At 70.5% G+C, this 25664-nt stretch carries 28 protein-coding genes; 19 read left to right on the top strand and 9 right to left on the bottom strand.

Going from position 1 to position 25664, the window contains the following annotated elements; translation table 11 throughout:
* Genes AC4BDD_RS16905 through AC4BDD_RS16920 form a run of 4 tightly spaced genes read left to right on the top strand, consistent with a single transcriptional unit; the run spans position 1 to position 2818 of the window.
* Complete coding sequence (locus AC4BDD_RS16905) at positions 1–1212, top strand: hypothetical protein (RefSeq protein WP_490686274.1); 1212 nt, start codon at positions 1–3, stop codon at positions 1210–1212.
* 4 nt (positions 1213–1216) lie between these two features.
* Positions 1217–1597: a hypothetical protein gene (locus AC4BDD_RS16910; protein WP_490686275.1), complete on the top strand. Its 381-nt coding sequence runs from the start codon at positions 1217–1219 to the stop codon at positions 1595–1597.
* Positions 1590–2225 (top strand): hypothetical protein, encoded by a 636-nt coding sequence (locus AC4BDD_RS16915; protein ID WP_490686276.1) that lies wholly within the window; start codon positions 1590–1592, stop codon positions 2223–2225. Before AC4BDD_RS16910 ends, AC4BDD_RS16915 begins: the two co-directional genes overlap by 8 nt.
* Complete coding sequence (locus AC4BDD_RS16920; protein WP_490686277.1) at positions 2222–2818, top strand: hypothetical protein; 597 nt, start codon at positions 2222–2224, stop codon at positions 2816–2818. Before AC4BDD_RS16915 ends, AC4BDD_RS16920 begins: the two co-directional genes overlap by 4 nt.
* Positions 2819–2824: 6 nt before the next feature.
* Here the strand turns inward: AC4BDD_RS16920 and AC4BDD_RS16925 are convergent, their stop codons facing one another.
* Positions 2825–3241 (bottom strand): hypothetical protein, encoded by a 417-nt coding sequence (locus AC4BDD_RS16925; RefSeq protein ID WP_490686278.1) that lies wholly within the window; start codon positions 3239–3241, stop codon positions 2825–2827.
* Positions 3242–3391: 150 nt separating this feature from the next.
* On the bottom strand, positions 3392–4030 hold the full coding sequence (locus AC4BDD_RS16930) for a hypothetical protein (protein ID WP_490686279.1): 639 nt from the start codon (positions 4028–4030) through the stop codon (positions 3392–3394).
* Positions 4031–4217: 187 nt separating this feature from the next.
* On the opposite strand from AC4BDD_RS16930, the gene AC4BDD_RS16935 reads away from it, so the two are divergent.
* Positions 4218–5021: a hypothetical protein gene (locus AC4BDD_RS16935; RefSeq protein ID WP_490686280.1), complete on the top strand. Its 804-nt coding sequence runs from the start codon at positions 4218–4220 to the stop codon at positions 5019–5021.
* A gap of 16 nt (positions 5022–5037) precedes the next feature.
* On the opposite strand, the gene AC4BDD_RS16940 is transcribed toward AC4BDD_RS16935, so the two are convergent.
* From AC4BDD_RS16940 to AC4BDD_RS16955, 4 genes are all read right to left on the bottom strand, one after another.
* Positions 5038–5667: a hypothetical protein gene (locus AC4BDD_RS16940; protein WP_490686281.1), complete on the bottom strand. Its 630-nt coding sequence runs from the start codon at positions 5665–5667 to the stop codon at positions 5038–5040.
* Positions 5664–6314, bottom strand: coding sequence for a hypothetical protein (locus AC4BDD_RS16945; RefSeq protein ID WP_490686282.1), 651 nt, complete (start codon positions 6312–6314; stop codon positions 5664–5666). The genes AC4BDD_RS16940 and AC4BDD_RS16945 overlap by 4 nt, the downstream gene beginning before the upstream one ends.
* A 22-nt stretch (positions 6315–6336) precedes the next feature.
* Positions 6337–7653: a putative T7SS-secreted protein gene (locus AC4BDD_RS16950; RefSeq protein ID WP_490686283.1), complete on the bottom strand. Its 1317-nt coding sequence runs from the start codon at positions 7651–7653 to the stop codon at positions 6337–6339.
* 74 nt (positions 7654–7727) lie between these two features.
* The gene (locus AC4BDD_RS16955) at positions 7728–7994 is read right to left on the bottom strand and encodes a hypothetical protein (RefSeq protein WP_490686284.1); all 267 of its coding nucleotides are present in this window, start codon (positions 7992–7994) and stop codon (positions 7728–7730) included.
* 360 nt (positions 7995–8354) lie between these two features.
* On the opposite strand from AC4BDD_RS16955, the gene AC4BDD_RS16960 reads away from it, so the two are divergent.
* From AC4BDD_RS16960 to AC4BDD_RS17010, 11 genes are all read left to right on the top strand, one after another.
* Positions 8355–9089: a hypothetical protein gene (locus AC4BDD_RS16960; protein WP_490686285.1), complete on the top strand. Its 735-nt coding sequence runs from the start codon at positions 8355–8357 to the stop codon at positions 9087–9089.
* A 59-nt stretch (positions 9090–9148) separates the two neighbouring features.
* Complete coding sequence (locus tag AC4BDD_RS16965) at positions 9149–9979, top strand: hypothetical protein (RefSeq protein ID WP_490686286.1); 831 nt, start codon at positions 9149–9151, stop codon at positions 9977–9979.
* Positions 9976–11283, top strand: a complete 1308-nt coding sequence (locus AC4BDD_RS16970; protein ID WP_490686287.1) for a TadA family conjugal transfer-associated ATPase — start codon at positions 9976–9978, stop codon at positions 11281–11283. Before AC4BDD_RS16965 ends, AC4BDD_RS16970 begins: the two co-directional genes overlap by 4 nt.
* 4 nt (positions 11284–11287) lie before the next feature.
* A complete protein-coding gene (locus AC4BDD_RS16975; RefSeq protein WP_490686288.1) occupies positions 11288–12283 on the top strand; it encodes a type II secretion system F family protein in 996 nt (331 codons plus the stop codon).
* Entirely contained in the window at positions 12280–13218 is a 939-nt protein-coding gene (locus AC4BDD_RS16980; RefSeq protein ID WP_490686289.1) for a type II secretion system F family protein, read from the top strand. The genes AC4BDD_RS16975 and AC4BDD_RS16980 overlap by 4 nt, the downstream gene beginning before the upstream one ends.
* A gap of 47 nt (positions 13219–13265) precedes the next feature.
* Entirely contained in the window at positions 13266–13514 is a 249-nt protein-coding gene (locus tag AC4BDD_RS16985; protein ID WP_490686290.1) for a hypothetical protein, read from the top strand.
* A 42-nt stretch (positions 13515–13556) separates the two neighbouring features.
* On the top strand, positions 13557–14060 hold the full coding sequence (locus AC4BDD_RS16990) for a TadE family protein (RefSeq protein WP_490686291.1): 504 nt from the start codon (positions 13557–13559) through the stop codon (positions 14058–14060).
* Positions 14061–14071: 11 nt separating this feature from the next.
* Positions 14072–14515 (top strand): TadE/TadG family type IV pilus assembly protein, encoded by a 444-nt coding sequence (locus tag AC4BDD_RS16995; protein ID WP_490691804.1) that lies wholly within the window; start codon positions 14072–14074, stop codon positions 14513–14515.
* A 62-nt stretch (positions 14516–14577) separates the two neighbouring features.
* The gene (locus AC4BDD_RS17000) at positions 14578–15030 is read left to right on the top strand and encodes a Tad domain-containing protein (RefSeq protein ID WP_490691805.1); all 453 of its coding nucleotides are present in this window, start codon (positions 14578–14580) and stop codon (positions 15028–15030) included.
* Positions 15031–15165: 135 nt separating this feature from the next.
* Complete coding sequence (locus AC4BDD_RS17005) at positions 15166–18183, top strand: AfsR/SARP family transcriptional regulator (RefSeq protein ID WP_490686292.1); 3018 nt, start codon at positions 15166–15168, stop codon at positions 18181–18183.
* 95 nt (positions 18184–18278) lie between these two features.
* Positions 18279–18653 carry an SH3 domain-containing protein gene (locus AC4BDD_RS17010; RefSeq protein WP_490686293.1) on the top strand — a complete coding sequence of 125 codons (375 nt, stop codon included), beginning with the start codon at positions 18279–18281 and terminating at the stop codon, positions 18651–18653.
* Between the two features lie 81 nt (positions 18654–18734).
* On the opposite strand, the gene AC4BDD_RS17015 is transcribed toward AC4BDD_RS17010, so the two are convergent.
* Positions 18735–19325 carry a GNAT family N-acetyltransferase gene (locus tag AC4BDD_RS17015; protein ID WP_490686294.1) on the bottom strand — a complete coding sequence of 197 codons (591 nt, stop codon included), beginning with the start codon at positions 19323–19325 and terminating at the stop codon, positions 18735–18737.
* 85 nt (positions 19326–19410) lie between these two features.
* Positions 19411–21564, bottom strand: coding sequence for a penicillin acylase family protein (locus tag AC4BDD_RS17020; RefSeq protein WP_490686295.1), 2154 nt, complete (start codon positions 21562–21564; stop codon positions 19411–19413).
* Between the two features lie 96 nt (positions 21565–21660).
* Here AC4BDD_RS17020 and AC4BDD_RS17025 point away from each other — a divergent pair, with 96 nt between their 5' ends.
* The 3 genes from AC4BDD_RS17025 (at position 21661) to AC4BDD_RS17035 (ending at position 24814) form a co-directional block, all read left to right on the top strand.
* Positions 21661–22386 carry a siderophore-interacting protein gene (locus tag AC4BDD_RS17025; protein ID WP_490686296.1) on the top strand — a complete coding sequence of 242 codons (726 nt, stop codon included), beginning with the start codon at positions 21661–21663 and terminating at the stop codon, positions 22384–22386.
* A gap of 130 nt (positions 22387–22516) precedes the next feature.
* The gene (locus AC4BDD_RS17030) at positions 22517–24097 is read left to right on the top strand and encodes a WXG100 family type VII secretion target (protein WP_490686297.1); all 1581 of its coding nucleotides are present in this window, start codon (positions 22517–22519) and stop codon (positions 24095–24097) included.
* Between the two features lie 6 nt (positions 24098–24103).
* Positions 24104–24814, top strand: a complete 711-nt coding sequence (locus AC4BDD_RS17035) for a hypothetical protein (protein WP_490686298.1) — start codon at positions 24104–24106, stop codon at positions 24812–24814.
* A 7-nt stretch (positions 24815–24821) separates the two neighbouring features.
* On the opposite strand, the gene AC4BDD_RS17040 is transcribed toward AC4BDD_RS17035, so the two are convergent.
* The gene (locus AC4BDD_RS17040) at positions 24822–25664 is read right to left on the bottom strand and encodes a helix-turn-helix domain-containing protein (RefSeq protein ID WP_490686299.1); all 843 of its coding nucleotides are present in this window, start codon (positions 25662–25664) and stop codon (positions 24822–24824) included.

The following is a 25664-nucleotide window of genomic DNA, read 5'->3' on the forward strand; positions in this document are numbered from 1 at the left end:
ATGGTGAACGTCGCCAAATCCCTGCGTGACCAGGCCAAATGGCTGCGTGGCATCGACAACGACAACGAGCTCAAGGGCAAGTACGCCGACCAGCTGCGCGAGGAGGCCGACGGGCTGGAGAAGCACCTGCGTGAGGTCGCCGGCCGGTATGAGCGGGTGCACGGGCACCTGACGAACTGGGCGAATGATCTTGAGGGCTTCCAAGGCCAGGCCGACACGGTGCTGCGGGAAGCCAAGGAGAAGCAGGCCGAGCTCGACAGGAAAAAGGGCGCCAAGGACGCGGACAAGGAAAGCAAGTCCGGATCCTCGGACGAGGACGACGATCCGCTCAAGACCTACCGCGACCGCCTGGAGACCATCAAGGGCGACCGCGATGAACGCGCCCGGCACCACGAGGGAAAGATCCGCGACCAGCTCAGCGACATCATCGAGGACAGCACCTGGGACGATATCAAGGGCTGGATCCACGAGAACGTCGACACGATCAAACTCGTACTCGATGTCATGAGTTGGGTGGCGACGATCGCGGGCATTGTCGCCCTCTTCATTCCCGGACTCAATTTGCTGGTGATCGCCCTGTCGGTCGCTGTGGCGCTCTCCAGATCCATCATGTTCCTGGCCGGTGAGGCGAGCCTCGCGGAAGTCATCATGGACTGCGTCGGCCTGGTCACCATGGGTGTCGGTGTGCGCATGCTGTCCAAGCTGAAGATCGCCGACAATGTGATCAAGACGGCGTCCAAGGGCCAGCGCCTGAACCGCCTGAAGGACGCGGTGAAGGTGAACAAGGCGGCCCGGGAGGAGATCACCCGGGTGATGGCGACCAGTACCGATGACGGCCTCAAGCAATTCGCCCGGCAGTCTCTCAACCGCATGCGCCGGGAAATGCTGGACAATGCCGGCCGGGTCACCGACGAGGCCCCGGTCCGGCTCAGCCGCATGGAGCGGGCGGGGCTGGGTGACGCCGACGCCCGTGCCGCCATCGAGAACATCCGGCGAAATGCCGCGACGTTCCCGGAATCCGGCGCCAACCTGATCGGCAAGTCGGAGAACTACTACAAGGTCGCGGTCGGCGCCGCCGCCACGGGTGCCGGTGCGGACACCCTGGACAAGGCGCTCGGTGAAAGTCCGATGCTGCCGGACAAGCCCTTCCTCGACGCCTACGAGAACGGCAAGGGCGAACTGTGGAAACTGCCCGAAGACACGCACTGGTGACGGTATGAGCGCCTCTCTCCGCAACAGGTCGTTCGGCCCCCTCGGAACGGGGCCCACGGGCCTGGCCCGGCTGTGCGTCCTGGTGGGGTTCGGCTCCGTCTTCCTGGCCGCGGTGGGCAGCCGGCTCCCGGACGGCGGGCGGCAGGCGGCCTTCTGGGTCCAGCGCTCCATCGTCCTGGCGTGCGTCCTCACCGCCCTGTGGCTGTTCGTCCGCAACCCCCGGCACTCCGACCGGTCCGGCGACCTCACCCAGGCCCTCGGACTGACGGCGCTCCTCTTCCTCGCCGCGCTGGCCACGGCCTTCTGGCCCGGGGTCATCGCGGCGTTCGTCACGCCGCTACTCGTCCTCGCGTCGTGGCTGATCGAAAGGTTCTCTCGTGACTGAGTTCGACGAGCCGACTCCCCGGGTGGCGGTCGGCTACAACCTGGTGCCGCCGCCCGGCTGGGACCGCATCCCGCTGCACGACGGGTCGACCGACGACACGATCCGCCGCATCGTCGAGCGAGCCGTCGAGGAGCTCCCCGGGGACCTGCCCCGGGACAACGTCAGCAAGGCGCGGATGGAGCTGTTCAAGCAGCTGCGGAAGGCCGCCAAGCAGGCAGCCAAGAACAACGGCCTGGCGCTCTACCTCCCCGTCGAGCGCATCCACGGCATGCTCATCCCGGCGTCCTTCGTGGTGTCCGAGCCGGTCGGCGGAGCCGGCATGGGTGTCCCCTCCGAGGAGGTGCTCCAGCGCCTCGCCGCCGGCCGGGGCAGCGCGGAGCCGGCCGAGGTGGACGGCGCAGCGGGCACCAGGCTGGAGCGGATCGTGCCCGCCCCGCCGGAGGCGGAGTTCCAGCACGCCGCGCGCCGCGTGGAGTACATCCTGCCCGTGCCCGGCGCCCTGCCTGCGCGCTGGGTGACGGTCACCTTCAGCACCATCGGCGACGGCCACCCCGACGGCGAGCTCTCCGATGTCCTGGTGGACGTCTTCGACGCCGTCATGACGACCTTCCGCTGGAGCTACGCGTGATCTTCTTCGAGACCGAGGCGGACCCCACCCAGTGGTTCCCCATGCCTCTGCACTGGACGGAGCTGGACCAGGACAAGATCACGGACTGGTCGCAGACCTGCGCCGAGATCATGAGCCGGCGCTACCGGAACTTCCCCGGGACGCCGGACGCCAAGGCGCTCACCGCCCGCTTCCGCCTGCTGCTGGAGGCCCACCCCAACCCCAGGATCCCCGCCAACCAGGTCTTCCTGCACGGCGGTGACCCCCGGCGGATACCGCAGCCGGTCTACGCCCTGACGGTCCCGTCCGAGGGCGAGGACCGGCTCGAGGGCCTGCGGATCCTCGTCCAGGCAACCGAGAAGCAGCCCGTCCGCCCGGCCGACGTCGTCCCGTTCGGCTCGGAGCGGATGGGCGAGGGGCTGCGCTGCCTGCGCTACTTCGCCGAGGACGACCAGCTGTGCGTGTCGCTCAACTACGGCTGGTGGTCCGAAGAGCACCAGGTCTATGCCTCGATCCGCACCGTCACCAGCGACATCGGCTGGCTGCTGGCCAACGACGACGCCTTCGACGACTTCGCGCGCGGCATCTGGCTCGACGCGGACCCGCAGGGCTGAGGTGGGCTACTTCTTCCCCTCGCCCTTGTCCCCGCCCTTGTCGCCCTTCTTCGCGTCGCCGTGACCGCCGTTGCCCGCTGAGCCGCCGCCGTTGCCGCCGACCTTGCCGCGGTCCTCCTTCTTCATGTTCTCCCGCAGCTTCTTGCCGAGGTCGCCGTCGTAGGCGGTGACCTCGCGGACCACGGTGTCGGCCATCTTGGACAGCGCGTCGATCTGCTGGCCGATGTCCTCGCGGCCATCGTCCCAGTTGGACTCGAAGTCCTCCAACTTGTCGACGACGCCGCCGTCCCCGATGTCGCCCCGGTACTCCTCGAACATCTTCTTCGTGCCGTCCATCCGGGTCTTGATGGACCGCAGCCGCCCGCCGAACCCGTCGAGCTCGCTCAGCGGAATCGCGAGACGCCCGTCCTTGCCGCTTCCCATGCCGCCCCCGCCTCTCCTTGCCGATCACTCATACGACGCCACGGCGGCCGGTGGAGGTTGCACCCGGCCCGGGCGATCAGGGCTGTCCGGAACCGTTCGGACTCTTCGGACCGTTGAGGTCGTTCAGAGTATTCAGACCGTTCAGACCGTTCAGACGAAACGGAACGTCGACGTCACCGCGTCGAAGACGTCGAAGAGGGAGTCCGCCAGATCCAGCACCTGGCTGCTGCCGGCCACCAGCGCGACCTTGCCCTCCTCGCCCGGCACCGGGATGAAGGTCTGCATCAGCACCGCGCGGATACGCCGGCTGTCGCCCGGCAGCTCGATGTCCTCGATGCCCTGGGTCCGCGCCGCGAGCCCGACGCCCGGGATCTCCACGGTGGAGGTGGTCCGCCACGGGTCCCCCTCCTTCTTCGCGGTCTTCTGCCGCAGCTGTCCCACGATGGCCGTCGGATCGGTGGGCAGGATGGTGCCGTCGGAGGTACGGGCGCCGACCAGCGAGACGGTGACCGAGGCGGTGATCGGGGCCTCGCCACCGAAGCTCTCCGCCATGCAGCCGCAGTAGACCGCCCCGGACTCCCACGCGTCACGCGCGGACCGCTGGAGGAAGGAGACCATCACATCGCGGTGCGGGGCCATGTCCGGCACCGCGCGGACGCGCTGGTTCACCATCTGCCGGATGCTGTCATCGCGGGACTCGGGACGTACGTCGAACTCCCACCACGAATCCGGCACGGAGATACGGAAGCCTCCGCGCTCGACGGTCTGGTTCTCACCCGTCCGACTCATACCTGCTGATTCCTCCCCCGATGCCGAGCCTCGTTCGACCTGAGACCGTACCCCACCGAGGAACCACCGCCGCCGGGGCGGCGTGAAGGCAATAGAGTTCGCTCACTTGTGCGCGCCGGTGCACTGGACGCGCCGCGCACTCGCATCAGGACATCACCCACGACATCAAGGGAGCAGAGGCAGCACCATGGGGGTACGGGACAGGCTTCGCGGGCTCGGCGACGCGGTGAGCGGAGCGGCGACCTCGGTCGGCAAGGAGATCATGGACCGCGGCGGCCAGGCGGGGCGGGCCGGGAGCAACGTCGGCGGTGACTGGGTGCTCCGGGTCCTGAACACCCTCCCGGCCCCCGCCGCCCCGGCCACCACCGAGTGGGAGTTCTCCCTCGGCGCGCTGATCTGCCACCACGAGCGGGTGCCCGCCATCACCGCGAAGGCGCTGCGCTCCCTGGACAGCCTCGGCGCGGTGCGCTTCGGGCCGGAGTCGGTCGGCTTCGACGGCGAGGACATCCCCTGGGACAAGGTCGTGCGGCTGCAACTGCACAACGCGTTCGCGGCGCTGACCACCGAGGCCCTGGACAACGAGATCGACCGCCTGCGGGAGCTGCTGCCGCCGATCCCCGGCCGCAAGTGGGCGGTCACCAAGGTCATCGACGGTCTGGCCTCGGTCGTCCTGGCGTCGGTGGAGAAGGCCGCCGACCAGCGCCTGGACTCCGTCAACGTCGCCTGCGAGATCGTCTACCGCGGCAAGCTGGGCCGCGAGAAGACGCTCCGCGCCAACCTCTTCCCCACCGCCCTGCTCGCCCACGAGATGGACGTCGCCTACAGCCTGGTGATGACCGCCCAGTCCCGGGGCATCCCGGTGCTCCCCCCGGACCCGGGCAGCATGAACGTCAAGTCCCTGGAGCGGGTGCAGGCCCTGCGCGCCCGTACCGACGCGGTTACCGCCCAGCTGGCGATCGAGGAGCGCGAGGCGGGGGAGCCCACGGCCTGACCCGGCGCCGCGGCGCTCAGGACCACTGCAGCGTGCCCGCCACGACGTCGAAGAGCTCCACCATCGCATCCGCCAGCGGGTCGATCGGGGTGGAGAAGGTCAGCATCAGCCAGGCGGCGCTCGCCGGCACCGGGACCTGGTAGATGACGGTCGTGGTGGGCAGCTCGTTGCCGAATTGCGTGGCGGGCGACGCGGCCCGCCTGCGCACCTCCCGCACCGCCCGCCCGGCCACCGGGAGGTCGACCACCGTTGTGTCGGCGCCCCGCTCGGCCAGCGCGGCCGCCAGCTCGTGCGGGGTGGCCGCACCCGGGCTCATCTCCGGTGGGGGCAGCGTGACCAGCAGCGAGGAGGCCAGCGGCAGCGGGCCGACCGAGAGGGTCGACAGATACAGCTCGATGCCGCCGTTCTTGTACGACTCCTTGGCCTTCTTCTGCAGTTCGTGCATGAACTGCTCCTTGATGTGCGGCGCGTTGTCCACACCGCGGAACTGCTGCTCGGCCAGGGCGATGATGGAGCGGTCCCGCAGGTCGGGGTCGAGCCCCAGCTGGAACCAGCCGTCGGGGACGATCAGGTTGTAGTCGGTCGGGGTGGTGTCCCATTCCGGTGGGGTGCCGTCGCCCGCCGCGCCGGTCACTGCCTCGGTCATTTCTTCTCACCCTCGATCGGGTTGCCATCCGCGTCGAGCGGGATGAGGTGGAGTGTCGAAATCAGCTCGTCGGCCATCTCGGTGAGCTGGTCGCTGAACGCCATGGTGTCCCACCAGACCCGCGCCACGAAGACGTCGTCGATATCGGGCGGGCAGATCGCGTATCTCACGGATTCCCACAGGCCGCGGCCGAGCCCGAGAATTCCCTTGGTGGCGAACATCGCCTGCACCCGCACCGCCGGACCCAGCGCGTGGTCCAGGTAGGTCACCCGCGGATCGCCGACGACTTTGCCGTTGGGGCTCTTCAGCAGTTCGGGCTGCATCTCGGCAGGCGTGACACGCACGCCGTCCTCGCCATAGACGTCGATCGAGGCGAGCGCGAAATGGTGTCCGTTGTCGGCGAAATAGGCCGCCGAGTACGATGCCCGTCGCTTCTTGGCCTCCAGGGCGAGGCGCGCGATGTTCCTGGCCAGTTCCTCCTTGGACACGGTCAGCTCGAGGGGGTTGAAGCTTTCCAGCATCTCCTGGCCGAGTTCGCGGGCTTCTTCGGGGGAATCGGAAATGATGGTGGTGTTCACCCAGCCCGGTGACATGTCGAATGCGCACGCATAGTTGTCCGGGTCCAGGGGGTCGTCGGCAGAATTCACGATCAGGTCCTATCGGCTGGCGCTACTCGGTGGTGGACTTCAGCTTCTCTTTCCAGTCCGGAATCCCCGCCCACTCCCGCGCTGTGTCGTCGTTCAGGAAGTTGGCGGCGGTGAGCCCGACGCCCACGCCCGACAGGACGTTGGCCTTCCGGGAAATCTTGTTGATCGCCGGGAGACCGTCGCCCATGTCTTTCGCCAGCTGCTTGGCGGTCTTGAGCTGGTTGGCGACACTCGAGTCCACCAGGGATATCGACCGCGCGGCGCCACCGCTTCTGCTCATGGCGGCACCGGCCTCGCCGTACTTGCTCGGGCTGACGAGTGTCCGCAGATTCTGCCCGGTGCCCTTCCAGCCCTCCTTGGTGAAGACCTCCTTGAACGGCTCCTTGAACGCGTCCTTGATGTCCTGCCGGGAGAGCTTGCCTTCCTGGTTGGCGATCCGGTTGAGCTTCTGCCGGTCGCGCTTGATGACCTTGCCGGCCTTGGTCCGCCCCGAAGCCCTGCTGAGTCGTGGAATCGCCTTGCCCGCGAACTTCCCGGCGATCTTGCCGAATGCTTTCCCCACACCCAGCATCGCGAAGCCCAGGACGGCGAAGCCGAGGTCCCACAGGTCGGCCTCGCCCCGGAAGACTTGTATGATCGTGCAGACCAGGCTCACCAGCGAGGCGATCATGGCGATGGCGCCGAGTACGCCGGCGAGTGCCTGACCGATGATGGGGATCCAGCCGACGAGCATCGACAGGATCCCGCACACGGCGGATATCGTTCCGGCCCATTCGTTGATGGTCTCAAGGAGCGAGCCCCAGAAGCTCTCCTTGTCCTTCAGCGAGTCGTGATCGATGATGTTCTCGATCGAATCCTGAGCCGCTTTCGCCGCTTCGTCGCGGATCGTCTTCGCGGAATCAATACGGTCCCGGGCGGCCTGGATGTCGCTGTCCGCCGCATCGAGAGAGCTCTCGAACCCCTTCTTCTTGGACTTGTCGTCGTCCTTCGAATCCTTGGAGCTCTTCAGATCGTCAAGGCTCTTCTGCGCCGCGGACTTGCGCCCGTCGGCCTCCTGGGCGTCCTTGAGCGCGGCATCGGCCTTTAACTGGGCGCGGTGCAACTGGGAGGCGTAGTTCCTGGTGTTCTCGTCGCCGACCTGGGTGCCGAGCGCGTCCGCCGCGGCGTCGTACCGCTTGAACGCGGCTTCGAGCTTGCCGACCGTCCCCTCCGCCGTCTTGCGGAACTCCTTGCCCGCGTCGCTGTCCCAGGCGGTCACCTCGGCGACGGCCTTGAGATTCTTGATCTGCTGCTGAAGGACGTCGGCGGTCTCGCGCAGCTTCCTGCCCAGCACAGCCACCCGCTCAGGATCTCCTGGAATGGGATCCTTGTCCGCCACCGGATGCCAGTCGCGCGGCCTTCCTGCCACCGTGCTCACTTACCCTTCTGCGGTTCCTGCGCGCTCCGCAGCGCGTCCGCCAGTTGCCCGTCGAAGTCGTCGTACGCCTGGGCTGCTGCCTTCGCGATCTGGGCGAGCCGGTCGACATCGCCCATGAGCTTCTCCCGGCTCTTGTCCCAGTTGTCGGCGAAGTCGCCGACCGTGTCGGAAAGTCCGTCATGCCCGATGTCGTCGTCGTACTTCTCGTTGAGCTTGGCGATCTCCTTGAAGGCGCTGTGCACCTTCGAGAGTCCGTCCCCCATGCTTTGGATTACAGCCAGGTCGGCCTTCGTGTGGTCCCCCATGACCGATTGCCTCCAGCCCTTCGCTCTCTTTGGCAACTTCCCCCACGCCAAGGGGAATTCGGCCCCGACTGCCCGATCATTACACGCACCCCTGTCTTATGCAGCTGAATGTCCATGACCCGGTTCGGTACCGGGTTCGTAGCAGGTTCGTACCGGGTCGGATGCCGGGTCTGACGCGCCTTGAGGCAGATATGGGCTGCTGATACGGTGCGGTGACTTGACAGTCCTCAGGCCGCCCGCATAGACGCGCAGAGGCGCGTGGCGGTCCTGCAGCGAGGCAAATGCCTGAATCCGGACATAACTTGCGGGAGCGTTGGCGTGAAGATCCAGGAGCGCACGGGGGCGGCGCACGGCAGGGGGGCCTCGGCGCCGGCTCATGGGACGGGAGAGAGGCTCCCGTCCGCGCCTCGGGAACGGAAGCCGGCCCTGGCCGCGCTGGCGGTGCTGCTCATCCTCATCGGCGCGCTCGGTGCCACGGTGCTGGTGCTGCGCGCCGGTGACCGTATCGAGGTCGTGAAGATCACGCAGGACGTCCAGGCCGGGAAGAAGATCCCGGCCGGCGCGATGGAGTCCGTGCTGGTCGCCGAGGACTCCGGGGTCGACTACGTCAAGTGGGACCAGCGGGAGCTGATCTCGGGCAAGTACTGGACGACCACCGACATCAAGGGCGGCTCGCTGCTGGTCGGCCAGATGCTGACCGACGACTCGGGGACGGTGCCGCAGGGCAAGGTGCTGGTCGGGCTCTCGCTGAAGCGGGGGCAGTACCCCAGTGACCTCGCGCCCGGGGACGTCGTCACCCTCTTCCCGGTGGCCGACAACGACAACCGGGGCGACGCGTCCTCCGGTGACGGCAAGGGCGGCACCGGCGGGACGAGCGGCACGCCGCTGGTGGCGCGGGCCAAGGTGTACAAGACCGAATCCAGCGACGGCCAGTTCAGCAGCGGTGATTTCCCGGTGTCCGTCCTGGTCGACCAGGCCCAGGCGGCCAACGTCATCCGCTACGCGGCGGCCGGCGAGGTCGCGGTGGCCAAGGTCCCCAAGGCCGAAGGCTGAGCGCGCACAGCGCATCAGTCATCCATGACGCTTTAAGGGACACGAGGACACGTAAAGACATGGCGCTTATCGCTCTCGCCGCCGACAAGGGCTCGCCCGGGGTCACCACGACCGCTGTCGCGATCTCCGCTGTCTGGCCGCGGCGTGCGCTGCTGGCCGAGGTGGACCCGGCCGGCGGGGATCTGGTGTACCGCGGCGCGGCCGCGCACGGCGGGCCGCTCGATCCCAACACCGGGCTGCTCTCCGTCGCCGCCACCGCGCGGCGCGGACTCGCCGCCGAACAGCTGTGGGACCACGCCCAGCCGATGTCCGGCGGCCTGGACGTGCTGGTCGGGCTGGGGAACTCGGAACAGTCGGCGGGCCTGGCCGGGCTGTGGCCGACGCTCGGCCACGCCTTCGCCGGCCTCGCGCACACCGCGCAGGGCGCGGCCGACGTGATCGCGGACTGCGGCCGCATCGGCTCCGACTCGGTCGTGATCGAGATGTTCCCCCAGGCGTCGCTGGTGCTGCTGATCTCCCGAGCCGAGCCGGAGAACCTGGCCCGCATCCGGGACCGGGCAGCGGCGCTCTCCGCGCGCCTGCACGGCGCGCACCGCGGGGCCGCGCAGCTGGGCACCCCGCTGATCGGGGTGCTGCTGGTCGCCGACTCCGGGACCGGCGGCAAGCTCGCCGGGCAGGTCAACGACATGCTGGTGGCCGCCCAGTGCGGGGCGCGGGTGGTCGGTGTGATCGCCCACGACCCCTCCGGCGCGGACCAGCTGAACGGGCGCAAGCGCGGGCGGCTGGACAAGTCGCTGCTGATCCGCTCGGCCCGCAAGGTCGTCGGCGACCTGCACCAGCAGTTCGGCGCCGCCTGGGCACAGCCCGGGGCGCCTGGGGCGTACCGATGAGCACCGTCGACCACCAGCTGGTCAAGCGGTTCCGGCAGGACGCGGGCGACCGTATCGCGGAGCAGCGGCGGCTGGACCAGGTCTCCGGCGCGACACCGATGTCCACCGAGGACGAGCGGCAGTACGCGCGGGCGGTGATCGCCCAGATCCTCGAAGAGCACGCGCGCGCCGAGATCAACGCCGGGCGTACCCCGCTGGACGCGGAGACCGAGGAGAGTTACGCGGCCGCGGTGCACGCCGCGCTCTTCGGCGTCGGCCGGCTCCAGCCGCTGCTGGACGATCCCGAGGTCGAGAACATCGACATCAACGGCTGCGACCAGGTCTTCGTCGGCTACTCCGACGGCCGGGAGGCGCAGGGCGAGCCGGTCGCGGAGACCGACGAGGAGCTGATCGAGCTCATCCAGGTGCTCGGTGCCTACTCCGGTCTGTCCTCGCGTCCCTTCGACTCGGCCAACCCGCAGCTGGACCTGCGGCTGCCGGACGGCTCGCGTCTGTCGGCCGTGATGGACGTGACCCGGCGGCCGGCGCTGTCCATCCGCCGGGCCCGGCTCGGCAAGGTCTTCATGGCCGACCTGGTGGGCAACGGAACCCTCACCCCGGAGCTGGGGAACTTCCTGGCCTGCGCGGTGCGGGCACGCAAGAACATCATGATCGCGGGGGCGACCAACGCCGGCAAGACGACGCTGCTGCGCGCGCTGGCCAACGAGATCCCGCCCAACGAGCGTCTGATCACCGTGGAGCGCGCCCTGGAGCTGGGGCTCGACCAGTTCCCCGATCTGCACCCCAATGTGGTGGCGTTCGAGGAGCGGCTGCCCAACTCCGAGGGGCAGGGCCAGATATCCATGGCCGAGCTGGTGCGCCGGTCGCTGCGTATGAACCCCTCCCGCGTCATCGTGGGTGAGGTGCTCGGCGATGAGATCGTGACGATGCTCAACGCCATGTCGCAGGGTAACGACGGCTCACTGTCGACGATCCACGCGAACAGCTCCAGCGAGGTCTTCAACCGTATTTCCACCTACGCCCTCCAGGCGAGCGAGCGGCTGCCCATCGAGGCGAGCCAGATGCTGGTGGCGGGCGCGGTGAACTTCGTCGTCTTCATCCAGCGGCGCAACAACTATCTGCAGGGCGGCCGCCTCCAGCGCATGGTCACCTCCGTCCGCGAGGTCAACGGCGTGGACGGCCGGGTGCTGTCCAGCGAGGTCTTCGCGGAGACCGGGGACGGCCGGGTGGTTCCGCACGCGCCCATCACCTGCATCGACGAGCTGACGGCGTTCGGCTACCGCCCGACCGGGACCTGGGGGTGAGGGCATGAACAGCATTTCCTCGATGGGCGGCTTCTTCTCGCTGCCGGTGATGTACGCGCTGCTGTCCGGCGTCGTCGTCGGCGGCGGCGTGGCGCTGCTCATCGTCGCCATCCGCGGACTGCCCGCCAAGGCGCCCCACGAGAAGGCGAAGGCGAGCAAACGCGCCGGCGAGCTGGCCCAGTTCGTCAGCCGGCGCGGCTCGCTGGCCGTCGGCGTCGGCCTGGTGGTGCTGCTGCTGACCCGCTGGGCGGTGGCCGGTGCCGCCACCGCCGTGCTGGTCTTCTTCTGGGACCGGCTGTTCGGCGGGGCCGGCGAGGAGCGGGCCGCGATGCGACGCGTCGAGGCGCTGGCCGCCTGGACCGAGTCGCTGCGCGACACCATCGCGGGCGCGGTCGGCCTGGAGCAGGCCATCCCGGCCTCGGCGCGGGCCGCGGCCCCGGCGCTGCGCCCGCACCTGGACGCGCTGGTCGACCGGCTGCGGGCCCGTACCCCGCTGCCGGACGCGCTCCAGCACCTGGCCGACGAGATCGACGACGCCTCGGCCGACATCATCGTCGCCGCCCTCATGCTCAACGCCCGGCTGCGCGGCCCCGGTCTGCGCGAGGTGCTGGGCGCGCTCGCCAAGTCGGCGCGCGAGGAGGTCGACATGCGGCAGCGGGTGATGGCGCAGCGCGCCTCCACCCGGCGCAGTGTGCAGATCGTCATCGGCGTCTCGGTGGCGTTCGTGCTGGGCCTGTCCATCTTCAACCGCGGCTTCGTGGAGCCGTACGGCACCGCGATGGGCCAGCTGGTGCTGGCCGGCGTGTGCGGGCTGTTCGGCCTCGGCTTCTGGTGGCTGCGCAAGCTGTCCCGGATCGAGACCCCGGACCGCTTCCTGACCCGGGACGAGCCCGCGGTGCGGTTCGTACGGCCACAGTCGGGACCGGAGCAGGCGCGCCCCGGCGCCCCTGGCGGGCACGGACCGTACGGATCGCGTGAGGAGGAGGTGGCGCCGCGATGAACAGCAGCATTACCGCACCGGTGCTGATCGGTGCCGTCTTCGGACTGGGCATCTTCGTGCTGGTGCGCGCCCTGATGCCGAGCAAGCGCGGGGCGGTGGCCCGGGTCGCGCAGATCGACGCGCTGCGGGCGCGCGGTGGCGCGGCGCAGACCAGTTCCGCCGCCCAGCGGGGCAAGGCGGAGGACGGCCGGCTGGACTCGGTGCGGGCCCGGGTCGGCGCGCGGGTCTCCGACTTCTACCGGCAGCAGGGCTGGGAGCAGCGGTCACTGCGCGCGGACCTGAACGTGCTGGAGCGCAGCTGGGAGGCGTTCCTGGCGACGAAGGTGCTGCTGGCCGCGGTCGGCCTGTTCTTCGGCCCGTTCGTCTTCGCGGTGGTCTGGACGCTGGGTCTGGGCAGCAGCCCGGTCATCCCGATCTGGCTGGCGCTGCTCTTCGGCGGCCTGTTCTTCATGCTGCCGGACCTGGAGGTCAAGCGGGACGCCGCGGACAAGCGGCGCGACCTGCGGCGCGTCATCGGTGCCTACCTCGACCTGGTCTCGATGAACCTGGCCGGTGGCCGCGGACTGCCCGAGGCGCTGATGGCCGCGGCCGAGGTCAGCGACGGCTGGGCACTGCGCCGGGTGCGCAACACCCTGGCCGACGCCCGCATCACCGGCGTCAGCCAGTGGCAGGCGCTCGGGAACCTCGGAGAGGAACTGGGCGTCGAGGAACTCAAAGACCTTTCCGGTGCGCTGGCGCTGGTCGCGGACGACGGTGCGAAGGTGCGCGAGTCGCTCGCGTCCCGGGCTGAAACGATGCGGCACCGGGAGATGGCGGAGATCGAGGGAAGTGCGGGGGAGAAGTCGCAGTCGATGCTGGTCGCCCAACTTCTGCTGTGCGCGGGTTTCCTGGTCTTCCTGATCTACCCGGCGGCGGTGCGCGTCTTCCAGACCTGATCTGCCATCCATACCCCCACAAGAGCTGTTGCGAGAGGACATCACCCATGAACATCGGATCCCGGATCAGCCACCCGGCTGTGGACTTCCTGATGACCTTCCTGCGCGCCCGCGTCGAGCGCGCCCGCGATCCCGAGCGCGACCGCGGTGCCTCCGCGGTGGAGTGGGTGATCATATCGGCGGTCGTCGTCGCGATCGTCGGCGTGGTCACCGTGATCATCAACCGTGCCCTGAAGAGCGGCGCGGAGGACGTGGAGAAGTGCATCAAGGGCGCCAACGCCGAGGGAACCTGCTGACCTGGCGCGAGCCGGGCTCACGAGCCGAGTTGAGCTGAGGGAATGAGACGAACGGGTGCGCTGCGCCGCGCCGTACGCCGCAGGCTGGACGCCGCCCGCGGTGACGGCGGCGCGGTGGTGGGGGCGGGCGACGGGCGCGGCAGCGCCGGCCGGACGAGCGACAGCGGCATGACCGCGATCGAGTTCGTGCTGCTCACCCCGGTGCTGTTCTTCCTCATCTTCGCCACCGTGCAGTTCGGGCTGTACTTCTTCGCCGACCACGTCGCGCAGGCGGCGGCCCAGGCGGGCGCGCGCCGGGCGCGGGCGACGGCGGACGAGAACCCGGGCGGCTGGCGCGGTGAGGCGGAGGCGAAGGCCCACACGTACATCCAGCAGCTGGGTCCGCAGCTGCTGCTGGGACCGGACGTGGTGTCGGTGCGCCCGGAGCCGAACACGGTGGGCGTGCAGGTGGACGCCGACGTCCCGACCGTCTTCCCCGGCTTCCACTTCTCGGTGCACGCCCGCTCCCAGGGTCCGGTGGAGCGGTTCGTGGAGGACCTGGGATGAGCGGACCCGAGATGAGCGGATCCGAGGTGAGCGGAGTGCTCGGGCGGCTGCGGCGGCGGTGTGCCGGCGACACCGGCATCTCCACCATCGAAGTGGTCATCCTCGCGCCCCTGATGATGCTCTTCATCCTGGTGCTGGTCGCCTTCGGCCAGCTGGTGGACGGGCGCGGCGCGGTCGACGGCGCCGCCCGGGACGCGGCACGGGCCGGATCGATTCAGCACAACTACGGCGTGGCGGTGAGCGAGGCGCGCAAGGCGGCGGAGGCCGATCTGAAGGACGTGTGCAGCGGCTCGGTCTCCGTGGCGGTGGACCGGACCGACTTCCGGCCCGGTGGCTGGTTCGAGGTCAAGGTGAGCTGCAAGGTCCGGGGTCTGGACATGCTGGGCCTGGACATCGGCAGCACCGTCACGGGCAGTGCCAGCTCGCCCATCGACCAGTACAAGAGGGCGGCATGAGCGGCGGCGTGAGCGATGTGAGCGATCGTCGGAGCCGTGCGGCGGGCCGTGCCGGGCGCACGGTGGCCCGCGCCGCCGCGGCCTGGGCGGCCGGCCGGCGGGCCCGGCTGGGCGAGGACCGCGGCTCCGGCGCCGGGGCCGTGATCATCTTCGCGGTCCTCTTCCTGACGCTGGCCGCCTTCGTCGTCGACGGCGGCCTGTCCATCTCGCAGCGCGAGCGCGCCGCGGACCTCGCCGAGCAGGCCGCGCGGTACGCGGCGATGGACATCGACGAAGAGGAACTGCGCGCCAGCGACGGCCAGAACGCGCCCATCAACTACCAGAACTGCGGCGACCGGGTACAGGAATTCGCCCGCCATTCGGACGCCGACATGAAAGTGCGATGTGTCAGCGCGAGCCCCGACCAGGTCGAGGTGGAGATCCAGCTGACCTACCGGCCGGTGCTGACAGGGCTGTTCTACGACGGCCCGCTCACCGTGCGCGGGCGGGCGAAGGCCGAGTCCCGGACCGGCTGACCGCGGGCCCGGGTGGCCGGCGTCCGGCCCGGGTGACCGGGCTCCGGCCCGGGGCCGATGTCCGAGCCACGAACTAGTCTTGTCCCACAGGATCTGTCGCACCCCCGGCGACCGTCGAAGCTGAGGAATTCCGCCATGGCGCGCACAGCACGCACCGCACGCAACGCCCGCAGGTCGGGCCCGGGCAGCGGCTCGGGCCCCCGGACCCAGCCGCTGCCCCGCAACCCGCAGCGGACCTTCGGCGACTTCCTCAAAGCCTTCCTGGCCTTCGTCGCGCTCTCCGTGCTGCTCGTCGGCGTGCCCGGCTCGCTGGCGTACTTCGTCGGCTGGCCGCTGCCGCACGAGATGCCGTCCATGGACACCGTCCAGGAGCCGATCACCGCCACCGTCTTCATCAAGGTGCTCACGGTCGTGGTCTGGCTGGCCTGGGCGCAGTTCACCGCCTGCGTGCTCGTCGAGGGGCGCGCGGAGCTGTCCGGCATCGGCATGCCCTCGCGGATCCCGGGCGCCGGGCCGAGCCAGCTGCTGGCCCGTCAGCTGGTGGCCGCCGTGCTGCTGGTCGGGGCGGCCACCGCGAGCCTGACCCCGGGCCTGTCCCAGCTGGGCAACGCCTACGACGACAACGCGCGCGGCACCGTCGCCACCGCCCAGCAGACCCCCGGTCAGCAGCACGGGCTGCCCGGTCAGCAGGCCCGCGGCGGCGCCGCGGACCTGCACGCGCAGGGCAAGACCTCGGCCGACCCCACCGGCGGCGGCGAGCACGCCAGGCAGACCGCGCAGAAGCAGAAGAACACGAAGTTCTACCGCATCCAGCCGCCGGAGGGCCGCCACCACGACACCCTGTGGGAGATAGCCCAGCGCCACCTCGACGACGGCCTGCGCTACAAGGAGATCTACGAGCTCAACAAGGACCGCGTCCAGCCGGACGGCTCCAAGCTCTCCCAGGCCAGCCTGATCCGCCCCGGCTGGATCATGGAGATGCCGGCCGACGCCCACGGCGGCGACCTGGTCGAGATGCCCGACGAGGCCCCGAAGGTCTCCAAGGAGGTCCGCGAGCAGATCCAGGAGTACGACCGCACCGGCCCGCACGCCCAGGAGCGGGACGGCGGCGGCGTCCAGCAGCCCGTCGTGGTCCAGCCCGACGGCAACCACGCCCGGCCGGCCGTCGACGTCCACAACCAGCCGCCCGCCCAGGAGCGGCCCGACGCGTCCGCCCCGGCCGCCGAGTCCACCGACTCCGACGGCTCGTCGTTCGGGCTCCCCGAGGCACTGCTCGGCTCCCCGCTGCTCGCCGCCGGCCTGCTGGCCGCCCTCGGCCGGCGCCGCCGCGCCGCGCTGTGGCAGTCCGCCATGGGCGCGCTCGGCCGCGGCAGCGGCATCGACCTGACCCCCACCGGCTCGGCGGCCGACGCGCAGGACGCACTGCTGGTCGGCGCCGACCCGGCGGCCGTCCGCCACCTGGACAGCGCCCTGCGCGGCCTCTCCGCCGGGCTGGCCGCAGAGCACCGGCAGCTGCCCGTCGTCTACGCCGCCTGGCTCACCGGCAGCGAGATCCACCTCCAGCTCGCCGCCCCCGCCGGCCGGCCGCCCGCCCCCTGGCAGCTCGGCCAGGACGAGACCTTCTGGCGCATCCCGCGCGCCGACATCCAGCCGGTGGAGGACACCGACACCGCGGCCCCCTACCCCGGCCTGGTCAGCCTCGGCACCCTGGAGGACGCGCGGCTGCTGCTCAACCTCGAGGCGGTGCCGGGCATCGTCTCGCTCACCGGCGCGGAGGCGGACCGCACCGCGGTCTTCGCCTCGGTCGCCGCGGAGCTGGCCACCAACGGCTGGTCGGACCGGCTCACCATCACCCTGGTCGGCTTCGGCCAGGAGCTGGGCGCCCTGGCCCCCACCCGGATCCGCCATGTCGAGGACGTGGCCGGGCTGCTGGAGACCATGGAGGCCGAGACCCGGCAGCGGCGCGGCGCGCTCGGCGCGGCCGGACACGACTCGGTGCTCACCGGCCGCACCGGCAGCCCGCAGCACACCCAGCGCGCCCCGCACCTGGTGCTGCTGGCCGCCGAGCCCACCGCGGAGCAGGCCGCCCAGCTCGCCGAGCTGGCCGCCGACTCCGGCCGGCTGGGCATCGGCTACCTCATCGGCACCGGGCGCGGCGAGCTCCCCGGCGCCACCTGGGAGCTGGAGATCACCGGCGACGGCCGGCTGCGCGCCCCGCTGCTCGGGCTGGAGCTCAAGGCGCAGCTGCTTCCCGCCGCCCAGCACCGTACGGTCGTCGAACTCTTCGCCGCCGCCGACCCCGACGCCACCCCGGACCCCGATGGCACCCCCGGCCCGCGCCCGTTCATGGTCGACATCAGCGAGCGCGGCCGCCCCGCGGTGTACGCGCGCCTGGTCGGCCCGTACGAGGTCATGGGCCTGGACACCCCCCAGGGCGAGCGCAGCCCGCTGCTGCACGAGGCGCTGGCGCTGCTCCTGCTGCACCGCGAGGGCGTCCACCCGCGGGTGCTCGCCTCCGCGCTGTGGCCGCGCGGCGCCACCGAGGACGTCCGCGACGCGCTCATCGAGCGACTGCGCGGCTGGCTCGGCAACGACCCGGACGGCACCCCGCGCCTGGGCACCGACGCCACCGGCCGGCTGACGCTCGCCGCGTCCGTCGTCTCCGACCTCGACGTGCTGCGCACCCTGCACCACGAGGCGACCGAAGGCCGCGGCGCCCGGCGGGCTCAGGTCCGCGAGCGGCTGCTCACCGACGCCCTGGCGCTGGCCCGCGGCCCGCTGCTGGCCGACCGCCCCGAGGGCCGGTACGCCTGGCTCACCCACGAGATCATCGACGCCCAGCTTCCGCTGCTCGTCGCCGACGTGGCGCTGGCCCTGGCCGGCCACCACCAGGAGGCGGGCGAGCCGGCGCGCGCGATGGAGGCGATCAACACCGCTCTGGCCACCGCTCCGGCGGACGAGCGCCTGTGGAATGAACTGCTCCGCGCGGCGCACGCCACCGGTGACGCCGCCCTGCTCCAGTCGACCGCGGACGGCCTGGTCGCCCGCAACAACGAGCTGAGCGGCGGCGCCCGGGGCCTGCCGGCGCGCACCGAGGCGCTGCTGGACGAGCTGCTGCCGTCCTGGCGCGGCCCTCAGGCGGCGGCCAACTGAACCAGCCGCCGGTTTCCCCAGGCGCCGAGCGACGGATGTTACTGTCGATAACCTGACCGATTTGCTGACCGATTTGCTTCTCGTACGGGGGGATCATGGCGGCCATCAAGCGCACGGCATCGATAGCGGCGCTCTCCATCGCCCTCGGCCTGGGCAGCGCGACGGCACTCGCCCCGACGGCCTCCGCGGCCGCCGGAGAGGTGGGGCCCTCCGCGTGCCGGTACAACTCGCCCGACGTGAACTTCACCATCGACGTGAAGAGCACCAAGCTGCGCAAGGGCCCCGGCAAGCGGTACGCCGGCAAGGCCGAGCTGCGCAAGGGGGAAACGTTCCGGTACATCTGCCGGACCTGGGCCGGTTTCGGTGCCGAGGGCTTCAAGAAGAGCTGGTCGTACGGGAAGGTCGTCAAGCAGACCAAGCAGGGCAAGCGAGTGGTGAAGGGCTGGGTCTCCAGCCGCTACCTCGACTGACACGTTCCGTCCGTGCCGGCCGGACGCCACGGGCGTGGCGCGGCCGGCACGCGTGCGGCGCGGTCAGCCCGGGCGGAGTGGTCAGTCGGCGCGGAGCGGAGTGCCGCGCTCCAGAAAGGCCAGCTGGGCACGCTTCTCCGGCAGGTCGATCTGCGGCCCGAGGGTGAAGCCCGCCCGGACCAGCCGCGCCACCGCCTTCTCGTTGCGGGCGTCCGGCTCCAGCACGATCCGCTGCCGGCTCGGCTCGGCCAGCACGAAGCGCAGGAAGACCGAGAGCAGTGTCCCGGTGAAGCCCTGCTCAGGCTCGCCGTGGGCGGGGCCGATCAGCAGATGCACACCGAAGTCGCCGGGCCGCACGTCATAGCACTCGCCGACCGGGTCGGCCGCGGGCTCGTAGGTCTGGAAGAGGGCGACCGGCCTGTCATCGCGGTGCACCAGGTACGCGTGGTGCGTGGTGAGCGAATCCAGGTAGGCGTAGATCTCCAGGACCCGCTCCCGGCCGGCCTCGCCCATGCCCCAGAACCGGGCCCGCTCCTGAGTGACCCAGCCGTGGATCAGGTCGACGTCGCGCTGGGGGTCGACGGGGACGATACGGACCGTGCCGAACCCGTCGACGACCTGCTCATACGCGGTCGCTCTGGTGGGCGTGGTGGTCTCGGCGTCAGCGGGCATCGGTGAAGTCTCTCCTCGACGGGATCTCGACGGGACGGGGTGGCGTCCGGTTCAGGGGGCGGCGTCCGGTTCGGGGGCGTCCGGTTCAGGGGGTGGTGTCCGGTTCGCGGGTGAGCCGGTCCCAGTCGGTGATCACCGGGGCGAGCTCCCCGCGCAGCCACAGCGGCAGCTGATCGCGCTGGTGCGGGTCGCCGGCCACACCGGACGCGCCGAACGGCACCACCCAGAGGCTGTCCTCGCGTCGCGCGAGGTCCCAGACGTAGCGGGCGGCGGGCCCGCGCACGCTGTGGTCGGTGACCCCGGGGACGCTGGAGGTGGACAGCACGCAGTCGTGGTCGCCCGGCAGCCCCGGCCAGACCTCGGGCTCATCGCCGTACGCCCGCGGCGGCAGCGCCTGCCAGGGCGCGAGCCGGTGCAGCTCCCCCCACGGCGTCGGCCGCTCGCCGTCCGCCGCCGCCCGCGCCGCGTCCTCCAGCGCGTCCCGGACGATCTCCGCCCGGTCGGCCGCGGGCACCGGCCCGGTCGTCAGCAGAGTCTCCAGCGCGAACGCCACCCGGGGCACCAGCGCCAGCCACGGCAGGAACACCTCCGGATACCCGGCCGGACGGGTCAGGTCGGCCAAGGGCGCCAGCGCCGGGTGGGCGGCGAGGCGGCGGACGACCGCGCCGCGGACGGCCGCGTACGCCGCCGCGTCCGTGCTGTCCGCCGCCATCCGGCGGTCCCAGCTCAGCAGCCGCTCGCGCAGCGCCGCGGCCGCCGGGCTCAGTCGCTGTCCGGAGCCCGCCGGGCTCGGGGGATGCCCGGTGCCGTCCAGCGCGGCCACCAGCTCCAGCAGCGGCCGGGCGGAGGCGAGGTGGGTGTCGGTGTGCACGGCGGCCATGTCGCCGCCGGTCCACTCGTGCGAGGCGTCCAGCAGCTGCCGGATGCGGCGGGCCCGGTGCGGGGGCGCGAACTCGGCGCCGAGCGGCCCGGCGAGCCCGCGCTCGTTGGCCATCACCGCGATGCCGTCCCGTACCGCCGCGCGCGGCAGCGGCTCGTGCGCGCCGCGCCACTCGTGCCCCGGCTCCCAGGCCGGCACGGTGCGCAGCCGGTTGTCGCGGTCGCGCACCGGCACGTATCCGGCGACCCGGTGCAGCACCCCGCCCGCCGTGTCCGCGGCGTGCACCACATTGACCGGCTCCACCCACCGGTCGAGCGCGCGGGCCACATCCTCGGCCGTGGTGGCCCGCAGCAGCGCGGGCAGCGCGTCGAAGCCGAGGTCTCCGGTCACCCGCGGGGGGTAGCGCAGGCTGATCGCCTCGGGGTCGTCCGGGCCGCCGATCACCACCGGGCCGCGTTCGGTCTCGATGATCTCGACCTCCACCGGCTCGGCGGCACCCGCCACCTCGATGAGCTCGGTGTGGCGGGTGGCGGGCCGCCAGCGTCCGTCCGCCCCCAGCGCCTCGACCACCACCTCTGCCCCATCCGCTGACGGCATGCGGCGCAGCCGCTCCCGGTAGAGGTCCTGGTAGTCGGCCATGGCGTTGGTGATCGCCCAGGCCACGCCGCCGGTGTGGGCGAAGTGCGCGATGCCCGGGACGCCGGGGACGGCCAGCCCCACCACGTCGTACTCCGGGCAGGCCAGCCGGATCTGCTGGTAGACGCCGGGGTCCTCGATGAACCGGTGCGGGTCGCCCGCGATGATCGGCGCCCCACTGGCCGTCCGCTCGCCGGTGACCATCCAGCCGTTGCTGCCGCTCGTGCCGGGCCCGTCGGTGGCGAACAGCTCGATGTGCTCCTCGCCGAGCCGGCGGGCGACCTCGGAGCGCCAGAGCTTGGTGGGGAACCCGGCGAAGAGGATGTGGGTGGAGAGCCAGACGCCCAGCGGCGTCCACGGCTGCCACCGCCCCGGAGCCAGGCCGGTCGCCGCGAACTGCGGCGCCCGGGCGGCCCCCTTCGCCAGGCCGTCGTTGACCCCGTCCACGTAACGGGTGACCCAGGCGCGGGTCTCGGGCGCGAGGCGGTCGAAGCAGCGGCGGGCGGTGTCGTCCAGCCTGGCCTGCCGGGCGAACCGGTCCCAGGCGACGGCTTCGGTGCCCAGGAACGCGGCGGTTCTCCCCTGCGACCGGTGGCGTTCGACCTCCAGCTGCCAGGCCCGGTCCAGCGCGGCGTTACGGCCCTGGGCGAAGGCGAGCTCGTCCGGGCTGCCGGCGCGCAGGTGCGGGATCCCCCAGTCGTCCCGGTACACCTCGCTGCTCACACTGCTCCCCCTTCACTCGCGCCCCATTAGGTTAGGCTGGCCTAACTTAAGCGAAAGTTGTCCGGGAAACAATTGCGGAGCAAAGGGGAGACTGCGGTGGGGCATGGCTGGGAGGGGATGGTCCTCAAGCTGCTGCGCGGCAAGGACTTCGTGTTCACGGTGACCGGGGCCGAGCAGGTCACCGAGTACTACCGGCGGATCCACCTCACCGACGGCGGGCTGCTCGCCGCGACCGGCGCGCACCCGACGATGTGGGTGCGGATGTGGTTCTCGGATGGCGGCAAGCCGCACCAGCGCGCGTTCACCCTGGTCGACCCCGACCCCGCCGCCGGGACCTTCAGCCTGGAGTTCGCCCTGCACGAGGGGTGCGCCAGTGACTGGGCGCGCACCGCCGCGCCGGGCGACACGATCGAGGCGACCGTCCAGGGCACCGGCTTCAGCGCCCCCACCCCGCCGCCCTCCCGCCTCCTCGTCATCGGCGACCCGGCCTCGCTGCCCGCCGTCAATTCCCTGCTGGACGCCTTCCCGCGGACCCCGGCCACGATCTGGTTCGAGACCCAGCACCCCTCCGACCAGGATCTGCCGATACGGCTCGACCCCGCCCGCCACGAACTCCACCACGTCCCCCGCCAGGACGCCGGCGGCCACCTGGTCGAGCAGGTCAAGGCCGCCCTCCCGGCCCAGCTCGGCGACGTGTCCGAAGCGTTCGTCTGGATCGCCTGCGACGCCGCCACCACCCGCGCCCTGGCCGCGTACCTCCGCAAGGATCTGGCCATTCCCAAGGCCCGGGTCAACGCCCTGGGCTACTGGCAGGCGACCTGAGCGGGCCGGCGGCCAGGGCCGTCCGGCTCGAGGTGACCTCTAACTCGTTGTCGCTGGTGAGAACCTCGATCCACACTGGAGCGTCCTTGGGTGCGTAGAGCACCGAACCGGGGTGACATCGGGGGAGTTCATGGGACGGCCGACGGATTGGCATGTGCTGGATCTGGACAAGGATCCGGTGCCAGGGGATCCGGAGCGGGTGCGGCAGCTTGCCAGGAAGCTGGACGACTTCGCCACCGATGTGGGTGAGGCGCTGCGGCTGATCAAGGGGATGGCCGGGGATGACGCGCTGCTGAAGTGGGCGGGGAAGGCCGCGGACGCGTTCACCGATGAGTTCAAGGACGTCCCCAAGAACCTGAAGAAGCTGCAGAAGTCCTATGACCTGGCGGGTGACGCGCTCTCCACGTACTGGCCGAAGTTGCAGCAGGCGCAGGGCGACGCGGATCGTGCGCTGGAGAAGGGGCGGCAGGCGCGGTCGGATCTGAAGTCGGCGCATTCGCGGCTGGAGACGGCCAACGCCTGGGTGGACCGGGCCAACAAGAAGTCCAAGGAATACCAAGACAACAAAGACAAGAAGGACGTCCCGCAGCCGGACGAGAAGGACGTACGGGCTGCCACCCGCAACGCCCAGGACGCCAAGTCCTCCCAAACGTCGGCTCAGACGGCGGTGGACAACGCGCAGAGCGCGCTGGACGCGGCGAAGAAGATGGCCGAAGACGCCAGGAAGCTACGCGAAGACGCGGCCTCGGACTGCAAGAAGAAGCTGGACGACGCCTCCGACGCCGGTATCCAGAACCGCTCCTGGTGGGAGGACGCGGTCGACTGGGTCTCCGACCACTGGGACGACATCGTCAAGATCTGCAAGGTCGTCGTCGCCGTCCTCGGCGTGATCGTGATGATCATCGGCGGCCCGCTGGCCTGGGTCGTCCTGGCGGCGGCGCTCGTCGTCCTCGCCGACACCCTCCATAAATACGCCAACGGCCAAGCCGGTCTCCTCGACGTCGCCTTCGCCGCCCTCGACTGCATCCCCGGCATGAAGGGCCTGACCACCCTCGGCGGACTCGCCAAGGGGCTCAAGGGAGGGCTGGGCGCTCTCAAGGGCGGCGTGGGGGCGCTCAAGGCGGGGCTCCCCGCGCTGCGGCGCGGGCTCGGCGACATGGCCCAGAACGTCCGGGCCATGAGCGGCCCGTTCAAGGGCTCGGCGCGTATGCCGGGCGGTCAGCTTCCCTACCGTGCCCTCTCGCCCAAGGCGCGGCAGCTGGCCCGGGCCCTGGAGAACGGGCACATTCCGATTCGGTCGGGCGAGGTGAACGTCTCCCATCTGGCGGAACTCCAGGCATTCCACGGCGTGGAACACGCGATCATCCAGAATCCGGCCGGGGACCTGCGCATGTTCCGGGGTACCGAGCGAACCAGCTCCATTCCGCGGGATCTGCGCGGCCAGGATTACGACTTCATCGCGCACACGCACCCCGAGGACCGCATCCCGGGGCCGCCGGACCACCTGGAAGCCAGCCGGGGACTACCCAACAGCATGAGCAGAGACCTGGAATACAAGAAGTCTTCCCATATGGAGGTCGTGGTGAGCCGGGACGGCAATCTCCGATTCTTCGACGGCGATGGAATTCGGGAGCTTCCACAGGGTGTGTACCCTGGTGGCGGACCCGTCAACGACCGGGGATACATCGTCCCGGTTCCGCGGATTGGATAACCGGGAATGAGCAACGAGCTGACATCCTGCCTCTTTTGTGGCCGGTTCGTCCTTCAGATCACGGGCTGGACGGGCGAAATCCGCGACTACCGCCTGATGCGGGCGACCTGGGAGAGCGGCCACCGCTTCCTGGCGGGCAGTGTGCACTTCACCTGTCTGCGCGAGGCCGAGACCGAGGTGCGGGACGGGTTCCGCGCCGAGTTCCAGGAGATCGTGACCGGCACGGGGCGCGACATCACCTTCGAGGTGGAGGGCACCGAGCACACCATGACCCAGCCGGGCATGGGCTACACGGACCAGCTGTTCGCCGGGGAGACCTGCGTCGTCTACCGCAGCCCGGTGACCGACAGCTGGTTCGTGCAGGAGCACGCCGGGCCCTGGTATTTCCTCAACCCCGCCCAGCTGAAGGACATCGCCGAGGACCGGCCGGCGCGCGCGCAGGGTGACGTGGACCGCGTCGTACTGCCGAAGGACCCCGGCCCGGAGATCGCCGAGGCATCCCTGACCGAACTGCTCGGCTACCTCCGCCTGGAGACGCTCTACCAGGACGCGCTGGAAAACGGTTCCCTGGAATACGAATTCTGGGACTACTACGCGCCGAAGCGCATCCTGGAATACGCCGTCGACGCGACCCTCCCGCTGCCCGCGGAAGCGGTGGAATTCCTGAAGGGATATTTCCCCGACTACCGGCCGATCAACTTCGACGAGCTGGAGTAGCGAAGCCTCACAGGCTGCGCCGCACCTGGTGGATCACCTGCTGGACCTCGGTCCCGAAGACGGCGGACTCGCGAAGCGTCTTCCAGACGCGCATGTAGGTGGCGACGGTGTCCGCGTCATCGAGCCAGAGTTCGGCGTGCCAGTCCTCGGTGATGGCGAGCCGGTCGTCCAGGATGGTGAACCCGTTGGCGGGCGTGATCTTGAGTTGCGCTGAGAACGGGACGATTCCCAGCGAGACGGTGTCCATGCCGATCACGCCGGTGAGGCGATCAAGCTGAGCCGCGAGGACGGTTGGCGGGCAGATCTGGGCTCGGAGGGCGGCCTCCCACATGAGCAGGTGGAACCTCTTGCCAGGTTGGTACAGCTGCTCTTGCCGCTTCATGCGGGCACGGACTGCCACCTCGGTGTCACGCGGTGACTGCTGGAGATCCGCGTAAACGGTGAAGATGTGCCGGGCGTACTCTGCGGTCTGAAGCACGCCAGGCATCATGGCGTTCGCCCAGCTTCGAATCACCGTGGCGTCCGTCATCAGCGCGTTCCACGTCTCTTGTACGGGACGATGGCCGGACGCGAGCTGTCGTCGCCATGAGCGGATATGGGATTCGAGGCCGTTGAGCCGTGACAGGAGTTCTTCGACAGCGTCGGGGTGGCCGGTTGCCTCTGCCCACAACCGTAGATCGTCGATCGTCGCAGTCTGTCGGCCGTTCTCCAGCTTGCTCACCTTCGACTGTGGCCAGCCGAGACGTTCCGCCAGCGTCGAACCGGTGAGCCGACCTTCAGGGCTGGATTCGCGCAGCTCGCGCAGGCGGATGCCCAGCTCCGCGCGTGCCTTCTGAAAGTCGGTGCTCAC

This window comes from Streptomyces sp. JLBT605 (genome assembly GCF_058215555.1).